Source organism: Methylosinus sp. PW1 (assembly GCF_000745215.1).
In the GTDB taxonomy this organism is placed as follows: Bacteria; Pseudomonadota; Alphaproteobacteria; order Rhizobiales; family Beijerinckiaceae; genus Methylosinus.
Map to the genome: position 1 here is coordinate 1,524,531 of NZ_JQNK01000009.1, position 17,309 is coordinate 1,541,839.

Here is a 17,309-nt window from a genome sequence, read left to right on the forward strand (position 1 = left end):
GCGGGTCTCCGCTTCTCGTCCCGTCGGGGCCGGCTTGCAAGCCCCTTCGGCGCGGCCGCTCATCGCGCCACCCAATTCGTTCCGTTGCAAATAGCGAGCGTCTTCGTCGCGCCGCCGCCCGAGACCTTCGCGCCCCATATGGCTGCGCTCGCGTCGGTCACATAGGCCACTCTACCGAGAGCGCCGGAATTGCAACTGGGCAGAGAGGCGACCGTCGAGCCGAGCAGCGCCGCCAGTTCCTTCGCCTCGGACGGGCCGTCGGCAGAAGAGCGCGGCCAGAGCCCCGAAAGGTCGATCCCGCTCCCGCGCGACGAATTGGACGAAGGGGTCCTGACGCAGCCGGAGACGGCGGACGGCGAAACCTTCACATTCCCGACCGTGTCCTGCGCCACGACGGCATAATCATAGAGATAAGGCGCGAGGCAATATTGCATGTCGAGATGAATCGTCACATCCGCGGTCGATCCTTCCAGCCGAACGGCGGTCTGTCCGACGAACCCGGACGAAGCGAATATCGCGTCTATTTTTAGCCCGCGGACGTTATGCGCGAGAACCCCGCCGGCTGTGTCATTGGCGATCCATGTCCCCTCCATGCTTATCGAATTCACGCCAACGCCGGCTGCGGCGTCCGCGTCGGCAGAGAAAGTGAAGGCGCTGCCGATATGCTTTGGCGAGGACGCCCGCGCATAAATATTGCCGATGTTGATATTCTGGATGATCGACCCCGCCCCGGTCGCCGTCGCTTCGACAATTCCGCCATTGACGGGACCGCCCTCCTCGCCATGGCCGTCGAATTGCGAGCCGGTGTCGATCCATATGTCCGAGATGGCGGCGCCGTTCGACGCCGCTATCTCCACATTCTTCGCCGAGTAATATCCGATCCACGCATGGAAGCGCAGGCCCGCGACGCCCGTTCCGGCATGATCGGCCTTGATCCATATGTTGCGCGTGTAGTTTCCGCCGGTGGAGCAGGACGCCAGCGTCCCGCGGCAGGGCGTGCAGTTCATTTGATAAAAATCGGCGTCGCCGACGAATGAGCCGGCGCTCGACGTCGGGTTTATGTTTAGACAATAGGCGCGCGGCGCGGTCGAGAACATTCCGATGCGCCGAAATTCGATCAGGCGCCCATTGCGCCATTCTATGGCGTTGACGAAATTCTCGAAGTCTATGTCGTGAATGCGGTTCTGCTGCGTGGGGTTGAACGACGTCCCATCATCCTTGCCGATGCGCAGAAGGCTCGTCGCCGAATAGGCGGAATTGTTGACGAGCTGGAATTGACCGACATCGAATGACGCGTTTTGCTCGGAAGCGGACGAAGGCGCGAGGAGATCGACGAGCGCCTCGCCCTCGAATGTCTCGGAGGCCATGATTCGCGTGCCGCCGAGCGCCGCCGCGCAACCGGTGAATTGAAGCGGAAACCATGTCACCGGGGAAAGCGCGACCGTGCGGGTGAAAGAATAAAATCCGCAGCCGAGATCGACGCCATATTTCGTGTTCCGCGGCGTCAGGACGCCGCGGTGGAGCGCGGCGAATTTCGCGCTGTCATGCGCGGCCTGCACTGACGCCGCCTGATCGGCGTCCCCCCACCATTCCGGCTTGGGAAAAGCCAGCCCCCTCACCGCGCCAGGGCCGCTGAAAATCTGATACAGGCCGGCGACGACCGTCGCCCCATCCGCAAAGGTCAGCGCTTTCCGATTCGCGACCCGAAATCCTCCATTGCGCTCGACGAGCCACATCGTCACGCCGGACAGAGCGAGGTCGTTCGAGACCGCGCACACTCTGTCGATGACGATCGTACGTCCAGCCGCCGCAGCCGCGGCGAGCGCAGCGTCGTCGCAGGTCGCGCCAAAGGCGGAAATGGACGTGATCGCCCTCTGCGCGCCGAGGTCCTCGAAGCGAAGGTCCGTTGCATGAGCCGCCGAGACGCCCGCGATGATCGCCGCGCCTGCGAGAAGGGCTCTCTTCATTTTCGGCCTCGGCCCGGCGCATGGACGGCGAGTCGGATTGGCGGCGCTCCAAGACGCTCTGCGGGAGGGAGCGAGACACTCTGCGAGAGTGAGATGGTGCCCAGGAGAGGACTCGAACCTCCACGGCTTTCACCACTGGTACCTGAAACCAGCGCGTCTACCAATTCCGCCACCTGGGCAACGCGGCTCTCTTACGAGGCGGACGCTCTGCTTGTCAATGGCGCTCGTCATGCTTCGTTCACGCTGCTGCGGCGCATTCCCTTTCCGGCCAAATCGCGCTAGAGCATCCGCCCGAAACGGAGCGATATCCTCGAGCGCTCCTTAGCGAAGCGGCGTGGGGCGAAGAATGAGCGCAGATGTGAAGGATGCCGGGCGGATCGTGACGGTGTTCGGCGGGTCGGGATTCATCGGGCGCCATGTCGTGGCGGCCCTCGCGCGGGACGGCTGGCGCGTGCGCGTCGCCTGCCGGCGGCCGGATCTCGCCTTTTTCCTGCAGCCTCTCGGCAAGGTGGGGCAGATTTTCCCGGTGCAAGCCAATCTGCGCGATCCCGCCTCCGTCGCCGCCGCCGTGCGCGGGGCCGAGGCCGTCGTCAATCTGGTCGGCGTGCTGGCCGAGGGCGGCAAGCAGAAATTCTCCACTCTGCACGCGCAGGGCGCCAAGGCCGTCGCCGAGGCCGCCGTGGCGGCGGGCGTGAAGCACCTCGTCCATGTCTCGGCCATAGGCGCGGACAAGAATTCCCATTCCGCCTACGCCCGCACCAAGGCGGAGGGCGAGGCCGCGATTCGCGCCGCCTTCCCCGGCGCGGTGATCTTGCGCCCCTCGGTCGTCTTCGGCCCCGAGGACGAGTTCTTCAACCGTTTCGGAACGCTGGCGCGCTATCTGCCCTTCGAGCCGGTGATCGGCGAGGCGACGCGCTTCCAGCCCGTCTATGTCGGCGACGTTGCGCAGGCCGTGGCGCTGGCGGTGGACGGCCGCGCCCAGGCCGGCGCGACCTATGAGCTCGGCGGCCCGGAGGTGAAGACCTTCCGCGCGCTGGTCGAATATGCGCTGAAGGTCGCCGAGCGCGACGTCAAAATCTGGCCGCTGTCCTTCGCGACGGGGGCGCTGATCGCCCGCATCACGCAGACGCTGCATTCGCTTTCGCTCGGCCTCTTCCCCAGCCTGCTGACGACGACCGTCGATCAGGTGGAGCTGCTGCGCCACGACAATGTGGTCTCGGCCGACGCCAAGGCCACCGGGCTGACGCTGCAAGGGCTCGGCGTCACGCCGACGGCGATCGAGGCGATCGTCCCCACCTATCTCTACCGCTACCGCAAGACCGGCCAATATCAGGCGCAGCGGCTCGCCTGAGCCGCGCCCAGCGCCTCTCCAGCCCTCAGCGCGCCCGCGCCTCCGCGCGGGCGGCAGGGGCCGTGAGGCGCTTGTGCAGGCGCACCATGAAGGCCACGCCGAACAAAGGCGTGAACAGATTGAGGCCCGGCACGGCGACGAAGCCCGCGATGAACAGGCCCGCGAGGAACAAGGTCGTCGCATGGCGACGGGTCAGCTCGCGGGCTTCCTCCAGCGAGCAATAGCGCGTCGCGGCGAAGGCGAAATATTCTCGGCCGAACAGATAGGCGTTGGCCAGCACGAAGACGATGGCGTTGACGCCGGGCACGAGCAGCAGCAAGAGCGCGACGAGATTGACGCCCGCCGAGACGAGCGCGAAGCGCAGCGCCATCACCATCGCCTGACCGGCCGGCAGCGGACGCCCGCGCGGCCCGTGCGGATCGATCTCCTCCTCGACCACATCGGCGAGATCGTCGAGGAAAAACCCCGCGACGAGGATGGAGATCGGCGCGATGAGAAAAGCAAGGCCGACGACGAGCCCGGCGCCGGTCGCGAAGGTGACGACCGCGCGCAACCAATAGTTGTCGGCGGTGAGAAAAGACAGCGCCGCCTTGTCCAGCCCCGTCCAGGCCAAGGCCAGCAGGACGAAGGTCAGACCGAGGCTCTTGAGCAGAACGTTGCGAAAGGGCGGCGAGAAGATTTGACGGGCGGCGTCCAGGGCGTCTTGCAGCATGGGGGCTCCGAGGCGGAAGTCGCCGACAAGATGGGGGGCGCCGGGCGCAGGCGCAAGCCGGGCCGAGACCGTCGCTCGAGGACCGCCGCGCCGGGTTAGGCGCAGCCGTGGATTTTGTGCTAGGGGCTGCGCCGCGGCCCGGATTCGAAAGGCGAGGTTTTCGCATTGATAGGACGAAATTGGTTCAGACGGCGCACCCGCTCCGAGGAGGTCGCTGTCGCCAGCCTGTTTTCCGGCGAGGAGACGCGCGCGCCCTCGCACCAGAACGCCATCGACGCCATTCCGGGCTGGAACTGCCATTTTCCCGTCGAATTGGGGCTTACGGCCGGACGGCTGCCGGCCTTCGACGATCCGCGCATCACCTGGTGCATCGAGCGCTATGGCGATCTCGCCGGACGCCGCGTGCTGGAGCTCGGTCCGCTGGAGGGGGCGCACACCTATATGCTGGCGAAGGCCGGCGCCCATATCGACGCGGTGGAGGCCAACCGGCTCGCCTTTCTGAAATGTCTGGTGACGCGGGAAATCCTCGATTTTCCCGACACGCGCTTCTATCTCGGCGATTTCGTGCAATGGCTCGAGCAGGCCGGCCCGCGCTATGATCTCGTCGTCGCGAGCGGCGTGCTCTATCACATGCGCGAGCCGCTGCGGCTGCTGCGCGCCCTGTCCGAGCGCGCCGACGCCATCTATCTGTGGACGGTCATGGTCGACGACGACCAGCTTCCTCACACATTCACGCAGAAGTTCGAAAGTCTGGACGTGCGTCTCTATGCGCGCGGCTATGGCGATCGCAGCGTCGCCTTTTGCGGCGGCGCGATGGATTTTCCCAATTGGATGCACAGGGACGACATACTCGCCGTGCTGGCCGCGCTCGGCTATGACGACGTCACCGTGCTGAACGACATCATCGGGACGGCGGGCAATGTGCTGCCGACATTTTCCGTTTTCGCCAGACGGAGCGCTTCGGTCGACTGACGAGTTCTCGCGGCGCGGCGGCGTTTCCATCGCGCCGCGGATAGATTCGAAGGCGCGCGCGGCGAGCGGGCGCCTCTTCACAGAGGAATGGCATGAGCATTCAGGACAACGCCAAGAAGCTCCCCATCGGCCGCCGCATCCTGCGCGCGCTTCGTTCGCTGGTCGGGCTGAAGAACGCCCCCATCCCCGTGGAGCACGTCAAGCTCAACCGCAGCCAATACAAGAACATTTGGAACTCCGTCTCGGTCTCCGAGAATGACGCGAAAATGGCCGTCTCCGGCTATATCGACGAAGATCTCTATCGCCAGATGGGCGAAGGCACGCGCGACATGCTGCAGTCCTTTGTCGGCATCGGCCCGGACGATGTGGTTCTGGAGATCGGCGCCGGCGTCGGCCGCGTCGGCGCCGCGCTCGCGCCGATCTGCAAGGAATGGATCGGCGCCGACGTCGCCGAGAACATGCTCGTCCATATTCGCCAGCGCCTCGCCGCTTTCGACAATGTGCGCACGGTCGCGACCAGCGGCTTCGATCTCTCCGCCGTGCCGGACGCTTCCGTCGACGTCGTCTACAGCACGGTCGTCTTCATGCATCTCGAGGAATGGGATCGCTTCAATTACATCAAGGAAGGCTTCCGCATTCTGCGGCCGGGCGGACGCATGCTCGTCGACAATGTGGACATCACCTCCGATCTCGGCTGGAAATTCTTCGAGGAGCATTGCGCGGTGCCGCCCTTCGAGCGGCCGGCGCAGATCAGCAAGACCTCGACCCCGCAGGAGCTGGAGACCTATTTCAAGCGCGCCGGCTATGAGGCGATAGAGCAGGTCCGCGCCGGGCTCTGGATCATCACCTATGGCCGCAAGCCCGCGGCGCAGGAGCCGCCGCAAGAGCAGCCCGCCGAGCAGCAGGCCGCCGAAGCGCAGGCCGCGGCCCCGGCCGAGGAAGCCCACGCCGCCGTCTGACGGCGTAATTATTGCTTCCATGCCGCCCGAGGAAACGGGCGGCATGAAGACATTTCTCGACTGGTCGGCTTACGACACTTACGGAATAGGCGACGCCTATTCCGGCATTCCGGCGACGGGCGGCAATTACGCCAAGGCGGTGGCCGTCTGCATGCACAGCCGCGACTGCCAGAAGACCGCCAAAGGCGTCATGTGCCCGAGCTATCGCGTCACCGGCGAGGTCAAGCATTCCACAGAGGCGCGCGTCGCCGCCTTCAAGGCCGCGCTCAACGACGGCACGGATGAGCGCGCTTTCGCCGATCCGCGTCTCGACGAGGCGATGGACCTCTGCGTCTCTTGCAAGGCCTGCAAGAAGGAATGTCCCAGCGCCGTCGATATGACGCTGATCAAGACCGAATATCTCGCCCAGCGCCATGAGATCGTCGGCGTGCCGAAGCGCCTGCGCCTGTTCGGCGGCGTGCCGGAATGGACGGGCCGCCATCGTGCGCTCCTGCGCTTCGCCATTCGCCTGCGCAATCGCTCGCGCCTTCTCTCCAAGCTCGCGGAAAAATGGATCGGCGTCACCGCCCGCCGTCCCCTTCCGGAGCCGGCCCCCGCGGCTTTCGTCCGCTCGGCCCCAGCGGCGGCGACCGCCGGCGCGCGCGGCGAGGTGATCCTCTTCGTCGATACTTTCTGCCATCACTTCGATCCGCATGTGGCCGAGGCAGCCGTCGAGGTGCTGGAGCACGCCGGCTATAGCGTGCGCATCGCCAAGCCGGCGCCGACCGATGCGGAGCCGGACCGTCCGCTCTGCTGCGGCCGCACATACCTCACCACCGGAATGGTGAAGAAGGCGCGCGGCGAGGCGGAGCGCGTGCTCGCCGCCTTCCGCGACGAGATCGCCGCCAAGACGCCGATCATCGGCCTCGAGCCCTCCTGCCTGCTGTCGCTGCGCGACGAGCTGTACAGCCTCGGCCTCGGGCCGGAGGTCGGCGATCTCGGCAAGCAGCTCTATCTGCTCGAGGAGTTTCTCGCCCGCGAATATCAGAACAAGGGCCTGCGCCTGTCGCTGAAGCCGCTCGATCTGCCCAAGGCGGTCGTGCATGGCCATTGCCATCAGAAGGCCTTCGGCGTGATGAAGGCGACGAAGAAGGTGCTCGGCTGGATTCCGGGCTTTACCTTCGACATCGTCGAGACGAGCTGCTGCGGCATGGCCGGCAGCTTCGGCCTCGAGGCGGAGCATTACGAGACCTCGATGAAAATGGCGGAGCTGTCGCTGCTGCCGGCGATGCGCGACGCCGCGCCCGACGCGCCGCTGATCGCCAATGGCTTTTCGTGCCGCCACCAGATCGAGCACGGCAGCGGCCGCCAGGCCCGCCATATCGCGCTGCTGCTACGCGACGCGCTGGCAACGAAATAACCGACGGCGGCTCAGACGGCCGCCGCCCCCGCCACGACCTGACAACAATCCGACAATCGTCTGATATAACCCGACACTGGCGCGCCAGTCGGGTCGGCGACGTGGCGCGAATTCGGCGCGAGGCGAAAGAAGAGCGTGTCGAACTCGAAACGGGAATCGCCATGCTGGTTCAAAAACTCAGGCTTCAACGCGGTTGGTCGCAGGAGCAGCTCGCCGCTGTGAGCGGCCTCAGCGTACGAACGATCCAGCGCATCGAGCGCGGCAATTCCGCTAGCCTCGAGAGCGCGAAAGCTCTGGCGTCCGTTTTCGAGATCGATCTCTCTCAACTCCAGGAGGTCGACATGCCCGCTCCCGCAAGCAACGCAGACGAGGCGGCCGAGGCGCTCGCTTTCGCCCATGTGCGCAAAGTGAAGCGCTTCTATCTGCACGCCGTGCAATACGCCACCGTCATCGGCGCTCTGTTCGCCATCAATCTGCTCACGAATCCCCGCTATGTTTGGGCGGTCTGGCCCGCCCTCGGCTGGGGCGTCGGCCTCGCGCTTCACGGTCTGTCGGTCTTCGACAAAATACCCTTCTTCAATGCAGAATGGGAAAAGCGCGAGGCGGAGAAATTTTTGGGGCGCAAGTTATGACGCGTGGCGCCCGCCGTCAGGCGCGCATTTCGCCGATTCTCGCCGCGCGGAGTCGCATCCGCGCGGAAGGAGCGGCGACCGGGCCGCGATTGTTCGATATCCGACAGTCGTGACCGCGAGCGCCTCAGCTCTCCCCGGCGCGACGCTGGGACAGCTCCTCCATCAGCGCCGAGACGGTGTCGAGCAGGCGGATCGCGCCGGGCAGGCGGGAGTGTGCGTTCTGTTGCGCCTCGCCCTCCGGGTCCATGCCGCGCCACCAGTCGATGAGGTCGCCGATCAGCGCGCGCCCCGGAATTTGCTCGAACGGAACGCCCGGATAGGCGTCGAGTCCGAAAGCCGCCTCGAAGTCGCGCAGGCAGGCTTCGACATAGCGCGCGTCGGCGCCATTGAGCGCGAAAGGCCGTTCCGGCGCGCGACGCACCATGCGCACCTCGCTCAGCTCCGGGATATAGTCCTTTATCACCGCCCTTGCTCCGTCTCCCGAGGTCCTGCGACAGGAGACTCCATCAATTGCGGCGCCAGCCCGCTGGGCGGCAATGGCGCGACGCTTGCATTTTTGGAGGCATGACCTCACACGCGACCGAGAGAGGGCCGGTTCCGCCGGCGCTCAAACGATTCATCTGGGATATTCAGTCGATGGTCGAGCTCGCCGACAGCGAGCGGGAGATTCTTCTCATCGGCCGCGATCTCATGACCCGCCTCGTCGCCAGCGACGATTGCCTGCCGGCGGTTTTCGCCGAGGCTCTGCCCGGGCGGGGACGGCAATTCCAGCTCTACAGCGACGGCGAGGAGCGCTTCGCCGTCGTCGCCTCCGTGCTCGCCGGCGGCGCCGGCCTGTCGCTGGAGCAGCCGGGGGTCTGGGAGATCGCCGGCGTCTTGCGCGGCGCGGTGGCGCGGCGCCCGCCCGGCGCGGCCGAAGATGCGCGCACGCTGGAGAAAGGCGCGGTCGAAGCGCGGCTTTCCAAGACAGGCCCCTCCGCCGCCCTCGCCAATGCGCTGGCAGAGGAGGTTTCGATCGCGATCCAGGTCTACGGCGGGCCGCTCGCCGGCATCGTCCGCCGCTCGGTCGCGCCCGATGGCGCGATCGGCGAGGCAGAGCCCTACGCCAATGGCGAGGCGACGCCGCCCTATGACATCTACACCATTCAGACCGAGATAAAGGACTGATTTAGAGCCGGGAAAGCCCCCTCCCCGGCCCTCCCCCGCTGCGCGGGAGAGGGGGCAGATTCCGCTCTTCATTCGAGATTTCGCGCAATGCCGGCCGTTCCCCTCTCCCGCAAAGCGGGGGAGGGTGAGGGAGGGGGCGCTTACGACTATCGGGCGAGGGCGAGCTCAGCGCGCAGAGACGAACCGATCGGTCGGCAAGATCGCCGCCTGCCCGGCGAAAGCCTGCGCCTGTCCGCTCGAGGTCGAGGGCGCGAAGAGCCCCGTGTCGGCGCGGGCGGCGGAGCGCGGCGCCGCGAGAGTGGTTCCGAGCGCCGTTCCGCCGGGCAGCCGGCTGGCGGACACGCCGGTCGTCAGCGCCTGGAAATTGGAGCGGTCGAGACGCGCCGGGACCAGCTCCACCTTGGCGGGCGCGGGCCTCGGCGCCGGCTTGGCGGCGGGCAGACGCAGCTCCGGCGCGAGATCGCTTCCATAGGGAAGCGATTGCGCGGCGGAAGGCGCATAGGCGAGCAGCGGCTCCGGCTTGGCGACGGCCTGCTGCGCCGGGCGAGCCGGCGGCGGCGGGACATTATGCGCCTCCTCGCTGACGCCGCCGCGCAGGCTGGCGGCGCTGAGATCGACGAGGCTGGCGATGGCGCCCCCGGCCCGGCGGGCGGGCGGCGCGGCGGGCGCGCTGGCCAGGGCGCCGAACTCGCTCGGCCGCGTGGGCGGCAGCGGCGCGCCGGCGACAGTGAGGAACATGGGCCGCCGGGGCGGCGGAGGCGCGGCCAGAGCCGCGTCGAGCTTGGCGTCGATCTTCGCCTCCTCGGCGGAGGGTCCGAGCGCGGCCACGGCGACCGGCTTTTGCCGCTCGGCCGGACGCTCGACGGCGACCGGCTCGGCGCGCATCTGAGTCTCGCCGCGCGGCAGATTGCGCTCGGCCACGGCGATGCGCTCCTGCTCGCGACGGCTCGGCGCCGGAGCGGCTTCGGCGCTCTCCTCCTCGGCGTCGGCCGAGACGCGGCCCGAGCGGCGCGGCGCGAGAGAGGCCCATTGCTTGCGCGCAGCGGGCGGCGGGGCCGCGGCGATCGCGCTGTCCTCGTCCTCCTCGCCGCCGCCGAACAGCATGGCGAAGAGACCCTTGCTCTGGCGCTCGACGGCCGGAACATAGGCGCCGTTGCCGCGCGCCTCGATCTCGGCCTTGGCTTCCTCGTAACGCGCGAGCGGCTGGTTATTGGTCGGCAGATGCACCGTCTTGCCGTCCGGGAACAGGCGGGCGAGCTGGTCGTAGCTCATGCGCGGCCAGGAGCGGACGCCGCCGACGTCGAGATGCACGAAAGGCGTGCCGGCGGTGGGATAATAGCCGACGCCGCCGCGCTGCATCCGCATGCCGACCTCGCGGATCTGCTCCATGGACATGCCCGGCATTGTGGTGTCCATCGCCTTGCCGAGCATGTGCTGCGAAAACTTCGCCACGGCGCGCGAGCGGCGGCGCAGCATGGCGTTGGTCTCCGGCGAGCGATAGGCGGAGACGACATGGACCGGCTCGGTCGCGCCGGCCTGCCGATAGGCCTCCCACACCACATCGAACAGATGCGGGTCCATCTTGGTGGGCTCGTCGCGGCGCCAGTCGCGCAGGAACCAGTTCAGCTGCTCCAGCACCGAGGAATCATAGCGGCCGCCGACCAGATAGGTCGCGGCGATCTGCTCCTTGGTGTGGCTGTGGAAGAGATAGAGCGTGCGCGTCTCGCCATTGGCGACCGCATTCTCGGTGAAGGACGGAGCCAGCGCCGTGACGAGCGCTGCGGCGGCGCTCGCGAGCCGCGCGATAGACCGTCGTGAGAGGAGAGGCGCGCCTTCCCGCCGATCGTCCAAAACGTCTGTTCTTTCCGCTGGTCGACGGGCGAGAAGGCCCGACGAAATGAATTGCAAGACGCGAGCGCCGAACGCACGGACGATCGATCGGCAGATCGATCGCGGCTTCGTCCCTATCGGCGCCTCGGCGACGCGGGACCCGGCCTCTTCTCGAGACGAGCGAATCGGATTCGCGCGTAAGGCAAGGACGCTATTTCGACATAATGGCGAAAAATTGCCCAGCCGTCAGAGTGACACAATGTCGAGTTCCCGTTGAAAGTCAATGCGCCACGCCTCCCGCGAGGGGCAGGACGAAGGCGCCGGAGGCCAAAATCGGCTGCCCGCCGGGGATCAGCGGCGCCGAGGCGGCCATCTCCGGCAAAGGCTCCGAATGCGGCGCTTGCTGCGCATCTGCGCTGGTGAAGGCAGCGGAAGGCGGGCGGCGGGGCGGCTCGGGCGCCTCGATCGGCGCGGGTTCATTGGCGCGGATGGAGGCGGTCGGAGTCGAATCTATGGCCCGGCTCGCCGACAGCCGATCGCGCTCGGCGAGGGCGAGGCGGATCGGCCCCTGCGGCGGCGCGGCGGGATCGGCGAAGGCCTGCGACACTGCGCCTCGCACCTTTTGCGCGAGATCGCCGAGCGGATCGGCGGCCGGCGCGGCGGCGGCGACCGTCTGCGCGCCGCGGCGGGCGCGGCTGGCGACCACTGTGCGGTCGCTGCCGTTGCAATTGCGAATGCCGAGCGAAATCAGCTCATTGCCGCTCAGCACCCGATATTGCCGAGTGAGATAGCCGAGCCGCTCGCGCACCGCCGCCGGATAGTAATTGAACAGCTCGGCGGAGACGCCGGCGTCGGTCTGACGGTCTATCGGATTATAGGCCAAATGGAATTTGACCTGCGAGTCGGGATAGACGCAGACATTGGGAAGGCTGAGCGCCATTGTGCAGGCGGACCGGCATTCGTGCAGCCGAACCTCGCGGCCCTCGCGGCGATAGATTTCCGTTTGCGCCTGATACTCCGAGACGAAACCGCCCACGTCCTTATAGACGATGACCGGCGCCGGAGCAGGCGGCGGCGACAGATAGCTCAAGCAACACCCCTACGCTCTACTGACGTCCGATAAGAGAAAATTCACCATGACAGGGTGAATAGTCTCTTAACGGCCGGATCATCCTCGAGCGGTCGGCTGGACGGCGACCCATCCGATCGCCCGTCGGATCATCCTCTGATTCCGACCCTGAGGCCGGGCGCAGGACGTTCTTGCAAGACATTGCGGCGAAAATGAAAAAGCGCCGCGGGGCGGCCGCCGGTCTTCAGCGACACCTCCCCCGTCGGCTCCACGGCGGCGGAGGTCTCGACGAGACGGCGGAAGTTCTGCTTGTGCAAATGGCGGCCGGCGATGGCCTCCACCGTGCGCTGCAACTCGGTGAGCGTGAAGGCCGGCGGCATCAGCTCGAAGATCACCGGGCGGTATTTCATCTTGGCGCGCAGCCGGCCCATCGCCGTCGCCAGAATGCGCCGATGATCGTGCTGCATGGGCGCGCCGAGCGGCGGCGGCTTCATGCCGCGCTTCAGCGCCGCCTCGCGGCCGTCGCGCCAGGCCTCCTCCACCAGTCCCGCCTCATAGAGCAGCTCATAGCGCTCGAGCGCATTCTCCTCGTCGAACCCCCTGCCCTGCGGGCGGAACAGAAGATTGACGCGGTCGCGCCGCCGCAGGCCGGAGGAGGAGAGCGCATCCGGCGCCTCCTCCACCCAGGCCGAGAGGCCGGGCAATATCGTCGCCTCCATCGCCTCGGGCCGGCCGCCGCGCCAATCCTCCCAGGGGAAGAACTCGTACCAGCTGCGAAAGCCGCGGATCTCCTCTGCCTGCTCCTCGGCGATGCGGGTCAGCGCGAGATAGCCGACGGAGACGACATGCGGATCGCGGTCGCCGGCGCGGGCGTGGCGGCCGCGGTCGCCGAAAGTGTAGAGCTGCTCGACATAGCCGAGCGACATGCCGGTCTGCTCGGCGACCCAGGCGCGCAGGCCGATCTCGAAAGTGCGGTGACGCACCGGATCGAAAGGGCCGGAGGGCAGAGCGGCGCGGGCGTCCTCGCCCGTGGCGGCGACGGTGAGGATGAGCGGCTCGTCCTCCTGCGCCGCGACGATCGCCGCCGTCAGGCCGATGGCGACCGGCAGCGGTCCTTCCGAGTCGCGCGAAGATGCAGGCGGCTCGCGCCGAGGCTCGAAGCTCGTCATGTCATGCGTGTCAGGCGAGCTCGAGCGCGAAGGGCGCCCCCTCGTAGCAATCCGCGCCGCGGCCGATCTCGGCTATGGCCGCCGACATGCGGCCGTCGCGCGCGAGAATGCGATCGGCCAAAGCGACGAGACGGCGGTTGGGCGTGGCGGTAGGCGAGGCGCGGCGCAGCTCGGACGCCAATTCGCTCTCCGCCCGCTGCGGGGCGAGCGCGCAGGCGAGAATGAAGGCCGCCGCCGGCGAGCGGCTGACGCCGGCGTAGCAATGGATGACCAGCGGCTCACGCCGGTCCCACGCGCCGGCGAAGGCCAGAAGGCTCTCGATATGCGCGCGATTGGCCAGCACATGGCCGTCCTGATCCGCGTCTATGTCGGAGACGGCGAGCCGCAAATGTCGCTCGGGGATGATCTCGCTCGGCCGCGCCAGCGAGGAGCCGGCGGTGAGGATTGTGATGAGCGAGCGCGCGCCGCTGGCGCGCACCGTGTCGACGACCTTCGTGAGCGAACAGACATAGAGGTGCGCCATGTCTCACCCGTTCTGTGTCACTTCGATGCCTCACGCTCTCATACGTCGCTACGCGCTCTGCTCGACCTCGGCGAAGCGCGCCAGAAAGCGCCGCTGCGCCTCTTCCACCGAAAGCGGCTCCAACGCCTGCGCGCAAGCGTCGGGCGCGACCGCCGGACGGCCGAAGATGCGCTCGGCTTCCCCGCGTGTAAAGCCGGCGAGCCTCACCGCCTCGAAAAATGCCGAGGCGCGATCCGCCCGCTTGGAGAGACGCAACAGCGCGGCGTCCGGCTCCGGCGGCAGAGAAAAGCGCAGCAGGATCGCCGTCAGAATGCGTTTCTCCACGCTCTTGTATGTGTCGCCGATGGCGGCTTTGAAGGGGGAGATCATGTCGCCGATCACATATTCCGGCGCGTCATGGAGCAGCATGAACAGCCGCCCCTCGCGTCCGAGCCCGGGCGAGAGCGCGCAGGCGATCTCCTCGACCAGCAGGCTGTGCTGGGCGACCGAGAATATATGTGAGCCGTGCGTCTGGCCGTTCCAGCGGGCGACGCGCGCCAGCCCATGGGCGATATCCTCGATTTCCACATCCAGCGGCGAGGGATCGAGCAGATCGAGCCGCCGGCCGGACAGCATGCGCTGCCAGGCGCGAGGGGCGCCTGGCACAGTTCGGGTCTTGGGCGGCCTCATGCGGTCGCTGCGTCCATCACTCTTCGCTCATGTTGGCCACACCGGTCACACCCGAATGATAGGCATAGGTGTCCCAGCTCGGATAATAATCGTCACTGGCTTGATTGCCCCAGGACGACCAGCCCTTTCTCTTCCCACGCGCGAAAAGCTCGAGATAAGGGCCAGCCGAGCACGCTTCGATAAGATCGTATTGCTCGTCGGGCTTTCGAGAATGCTCCCGCTTTCTCGTCGCCAAAAAATTGACCTGCCGACGTCCAGCGGCAAGAGTCCGAGCGTTTTTTCCGCGCACGCCGAACAAGATCATCTCTGTGACGTTTCGGAAATAAAATCCGACGCCGCGTCCGTCCGATCCGCCATCTTTCCTGACCTTGTGCCAGATCAAATTAGACTTATAGGTGAAGCCCCAAGCCGACATCACCTCGAGCCCCATAGGCAGCAGCGCATTAGGCACCCAGAGATAGAGATGGGCAGTCTCCTTGGCCACCTCGGCCACCGGCAAAGCGCAAATCTCCTCGACCTCCATTGTGCCATAGCGCGAGAGGCGGCGGTGTTCCGGCGCCATTTTCCCGGTGCGGTTCGCAAAACGCCAGGGTGGATCCGCCAAGACCACGCCGAAACGCGATCGTCCGAGGTCCTGCAGCAGGTCAGCGCTCGCTTTCGTCATCGTCTCTCTCATCCGTCGAATCATTCGAAGGTGGAATTTCAGCCAGCGGAACGTCTTCGACGAACAGTTTCGCGCCAATGCCGAAAACCAGTATGGGACAACCTCCCCCGCCGCCGCCCATGATGCGTGGGATCAGCTTTTTCATGTGAGTGGTGGAGTTGCCATAGCTCTTTCCTTTGCCCAGACGGTTGAAAATCGCCTGAAGCTCGGAACAGCGGGTCAAGATAATGCCGACATCGATGACGTTGAGGTCGAAAAGTAGTCGGAAATTATTGAGGTCACGGTCGAAAAATGGATCTTTATTGTTCCATTCCACTTCGAGGGCGACGCGGTTCTTATAGCAGTCCACCTTGTGAGTCGGGCTTTCTCGCACGACATCGTCAACCTTTACGGCCGTTTGGAACTGCGTCTCCCGCCAGCCATGTCTCAGCAGAGCGCTATCGAGACCTTTCGCGAGATCGGACTTGTTCTTGCCCGGCGCGAGCACATCGGATGCGCGGAACCGGAACCCTCTCAGCGCCTCCAAAATCTCGGCCCACTCATCAGGATGCGCCGTCAGCAAGACGCCGGCCGCGTTTCGCCATTCATGGGTCTCATAGAGGCTTGAAATATCTTCTGGAACGAGGTGGAGGGTCGACATCCGACATTGTGGGTTCAACGGAACGGAACAAAAGCCGTAGCATGGCGATCATAACGCCCAGAATTTTTGCCGCCAAGAACACAAACAGAACAAACGAAAGAGAAGATCGCTTTTCCCCAGGGCGTTCAAGAATGGCTCGCGCAATGGCACTCCGCCAGATGGTCGTCGACCATGCCGACCGCCTGCATGAAGGCGTAGACGATGGTCGGGCCGCAGAAGGCGAAGCCCCGCGCTTTCAGATCCTTGGCGAGGCGGCGCGAGATGTCGGTCTGCGTCGGAATGTCGGCCGTCGTCCGGGGCCGGTTGACGATCGGCGTCCCATCGACGAAGCCCCAGAGATAATTGGAAAATCCCACGCTCTCCTCGAGCTCCAAATAGGCGCGCGCGGAGGCGATGGCGCCTTCGATCTTGGCGCGATTGCGGATGATTGCCTGATTTTGCATCAGAGCTTCGACGCGGGCGGAGTCGAATCGCGCGATTCGATCGGGATCGAAACCCTCGAATGCGGCGCGGAAGCCCTCGCGGCGGCGCAGGATGGAAATCCAGGAGAGGCCGGCCTGGAAGCCATCGAGAATCAGCTTCTCGTAGAGCGCGCGCGAATCGCGCTCCGGGCGGCCCCATTCCTCGTCGTGATAGGCGACGTAGAGCGAATCGTAACCGGCCCACGGACAACGCAAAACGCCATCTGGATGAAGCAGCGCCGCGGCGTCGCGCCAGGCGCGTGGATTTTCTCTTTCGGCGGCCATCGCCCCTTCCCTCACGCTTTCCGTGCGCCATCTGAGCCCAAAGAGCGTTTCATAACATCCGGATTACGGTCCCGGCGAGCTTGCGGCCCCTGCCCCGATGCAAGACAATTGGCACAGGCCGTGCTCGCAGTGCGGCCGTCGGGAGCCGTTTGCGCCGACGAATCATCATTGGCGACGGCGCTCACCAAGGAGAAATTTGATGTCGATCCGTCTCGTCTCTTACGCTGCCGTCGGCGCCCTCGCGGTCGGCTTGGCGGTCGCCGCCACGGGTGAAGCGAAAGCGCAGGCGAATGTTTTGAAGGAATGCGGCACGCAATATCAAGCCGCCAAGGCCGCCAATGAGCTGAAGGGACAGAGCTGGCAGGACTTTCTGAAAGCCTGCCGCGTGCGCCTGTCCGAGCAGCCCGCCGAGACCGCGCCGGCCGCCGCCGCGCCCGCACCGACCCCCGCCCCTGCTCCGGCCGCCGCCGCGCCCGAGCCGACCCCGGCGCCGGCCCCCGCGCCGACGACGGCCACGCCTGCTCCAGCTCCGGCCCCCGCCCCGACCACCGCCGCCAAGCCGGCCAAGCCCGTCTCCGAAGGCAAGGCCGCCCAGGCCGCGCGCCAGAAGAAATGCGGCGCCGAATGGAAGTCCAAGAAGGCCGAGCTGCTGAAGGCCGACCCCAAGGCCACCTGGCCGAAATATTGGAGCGAGTGCAACAAGCGCCTCAAAGCCGCGGGCGAGTGAAGCCTCGGCCAACGCCGCCGCTCGACATGGCCCGGCGCATCGCGCCGGGCTTTTTCATTGCGCCGCCCCCGGCGGGAGCCCCTCTTGCGGCGCGGCGGCTTTTCGTGGCACAG

At 66.3% G+C, this 17,309-nt stretch carries 18 protein-coding genes and 1 tRNA gene; 7 read left to right on the forward strand and 12 right to left on the reverse strand.

Annotated features, from left to right (window positions below):
- Positions 1–59: 59 nt before the first annotated feature.
- Together K369_RS16970 and K369_RS16975 are read right to left on the reverse strand one after the other, a co-directional pair.
- Positions 60–1,967 carry a hypothetical protein gene (locus K369_RS16970; protein ID WP_036292651.1) on the reverse strand — a complete coding sequence of 636 codons (1,908 nt, stop codon included), beginning with the start codon at positions 1,965–1,967 and terminating at the stop codon, positions 60–62.
- 94 nt (positions 1,968–2,061) lie between these two features.
- Positions 2,062–2,146: transfer RNA gene (locus tag K369_RS16975), tRNA-Leu, on the reverse strand.
- A 167-nt stretch (positions 2,147–2,313) separates the two neighbouring features.
- Between K369_RS16975 and K369_RS16980 the strand changes: the two genes are divergently transcribed.
- Positions 2,314–3,318 carry a complex I NDUFA9 subunit family protein gene (locus tag K369_RS16980; RefSeq protein ID WP_036292653.1) on the forward strand — a complete coding sequence of 335 codons (1,005 nt, stop codon included), beginning with the start codon at positions 2,314–2,316 and terminating at the stop codon, positions 3,316–3,318.
- Positions 3,319–3,343: 25 nt separating this feature from the next.
- Here K369_RS16980 and K369_RS16985 read toward each other — a convergent pair whose 3' ends face one another.
- Positions 3,344–4,030 carry a sulfate transporter family protein gene (locus K369_RS16985; RefSeq protein ID WP_036292656.1) on the reverse strand — a complete coding sequence of 229 codons (687 nt, stop codon included), beginning with the start codon at positions 4,028–4,030 and terminating at the stop codon, positions 3,344–3,346.
- Positions 4,031–4,195: 165 nt separating this feature from the next.
- Between K369_RS16985 and K369_RS16990 the strand changes: the two genes are divergently transcribed.
- The 4 genes from K369_RS16990 (at position 4,196) to K369_RS17005 (ending at position 7,992) form a co-directional block, all read left to right on the forward strand.
- Positions 4,196–5,002 carry a bifunctional 2-polyprenyl-6-hydroxyphenol methylase/3-demethylubiquinol 3-O-methyltransferase UbiG gene (locus tag K369_RS16990; protein WP_051949353.1) on the forward strand — a complete coding sequence of 269 codons (807 nt, stop codon included), beginning with the start codon at positions 4,196–4,198 and terminating at the stop codon, positions 5,000–5,002.
- A 92-nt stretch (positions 5,003–5,094) separates the two neighbouring features.
- Complete coding sequence (locus K369_RS16995; RefSeq protein ID WP_051949354.1) at positions 5,095–5,961, forward strand: class I SAM-dependent methyltransferase; 867 nt, start codon at positions 5,095–5,097, stop codon at positions 5,959–5,961.
- A gap of 43 nt (positions 5,962–6,004) precedes the next feature.
- Complete coding sequence (locus tag K369_RS17000; RefSeq protein ID WP_036295558.1) at positions 6,005–7,360, forward strand: (Fe-S)-binding protein; 1,356 nt, start codon at positions 6,005–6,007, stop codon at positions 7,358–7,360.
- Between the two features lie 161 nt (positions 7,361–7,521).
- Positions 7,522–7,992 (forward strand): 2TM domain-containing protein, encoded by a 471-nt coding sequence (locus tag K369_RS17005; protein ID WP_036295562.1) that lies wholly within the window; start codon positions 7,522–7,524, stop codon positions 7,990–7,992.
- A 124-nt stretch (positions 7,993–8,116) separates the two neighbouring features.
- On the opposite strand, the gene K369_RS17010 is transcribed toward K369_RS17005, so the two are convergent.
- Complete coding sequence (locus tag K369_RS17010) at positions 8,117–8,455, reverse strand: hypothetical protein (RefSeq protein WP_036292659.1); 339 nt, start codon at positions 8,453–8,455, stop codon at positions 8,117–8,119.
- 101 nt (positions 8,456–8,556) lie between these two features.
- Between K369_RS17010 and K369_RS17015 the strand changes: the two genes are divergently transcribed.
- Positions 8,557–9,159, forward strand: coding sequence for a hypothetical protein (locus K369_RS17015; RefSeq protein ID WP_036292661.1), 603 nt, complete (start codon positions 8,557–8,559; stop codon positions 9,157–9,159).
- A 165-nt stretch (positions 9,160–9,324) separates the two neighbouring features.
- On the opposite strand, the gene K369_RS17020 is transcribed toward K369_RS17015, so the two are convergent.
- From K369_RS17020 to K369_RS17055, 8 genes are all read right to left on the reverse strand, one after another.
- Entirely contained in the window at positions 9,325–11,010 is a 1,686-nt protein-coding gene (locus K369_RS17020) for a DUF882 domain-containing protein (RefSeq protein WP_036292663.1), read from the reverse strand.
- 259 nt (positions 11,011–11,269) lie between these two features.
- Positions 11,270–12,079 (reverse strand): hypothetical protein, encoded by an 810-nt coding sequence (locus K369_RS17025; protein ID WP_036292666.1) that lies wholly within the window; start codon positions 12,077–12,079, stop codon positions 11,270–11,272.
- A gap of 128 nt (positions 12,080–12,207) precedes the next feature.
- Positions 12,208–13,227, reverse strand: a complete 1,020-nt coding sequence (locus tag K369_RS17030; protein WP_036292669.1) for an NAD regulator — start codon at positions 13,225–13,227, stop codon at positions 12,208–12,210.
- Between the two features lie 10 nt (positions 13,228–13,237).
- On the reverse strand, positions 13,238–13,750 hold the full coding sequence (locus K369_RS17035; RefSeq protein ID WP_018267826.1) for a tyrosine phosphatase family protein: 513 nt from the start codon (positions 13,748–13,750) through the stop codon (positions 13,238–13,240).
- A 48-nt stretch (positions 13,751–13,798) separates the two neighbouring features.
- Positions 13,799–14,419 carry an HD family hydrolase gene (locus K369_RS17040; RefSeq protein WP_036292672.1) on the reverse strand — a complete coding sequence of 207 codons (621 nt, stop codon included), beginning with the start codon at positions 14,417–14,419 and terminating at the stop codon, positions 13,799–13,801.
- Positions 14,420–14,435: 16 nt separating this feature from the next.
- On the reverse strand, positions 14,436–15,083 hold the full coding sequence (locus tag K369_RS17045) for an MT-A70 family methyltransferase (RefSeq protein ID WP_198033144.1): 648 nt from the start codon (positions 15,081–15,083) through the stop codon (positions 14,436–14,438).
- The gene (locus tag K369_RS17050; protein ID WP_084570705.1) at positions 15,064–15,723 is read right to left on the reverse strand and encodes a BglII/BstYI family type II restriction endonuclease; all 660 of its coding nucleotides are present in this window, start codon (positions 15,721–15,723) and stop codon (positions 15,064–15,066) included. The genes K369_RS17045 and K369_RS17050 overlap by 20 nt, the downstream gene beginning before the upstream one ends.
- A gap of 125 nt (positions 15,724–15,848) precedes the next feature.
- Complete coding sequence (locus K369_RS17055) at positions 15,849–16,469, reverse strand: DNA-3-methyladenine glycosylase I (RefSeq protein WP_051949355.1); 621 nt, start codon at positions 16,467–16,469, stop codon at positions 15,849–15,851.
- Between the two features lie 199 nt (positions 16,470–16,668).
- Here K369_RS17055 and K369_RS26610 point away from each other — a divergent pair, with 199 nt between their 5' ends.
- Complete coding sequence (locus tag K369_RS26610; protein WP_036292678.1) at positions 16,669–17,196, forward strand: hypothetical protein; 528 nt, start codon at positions 16,669–16,671, stop codon at positions 17,194–17,196.
- Positions 17,197–17,309: the final 113 nt, after the last annotated feature.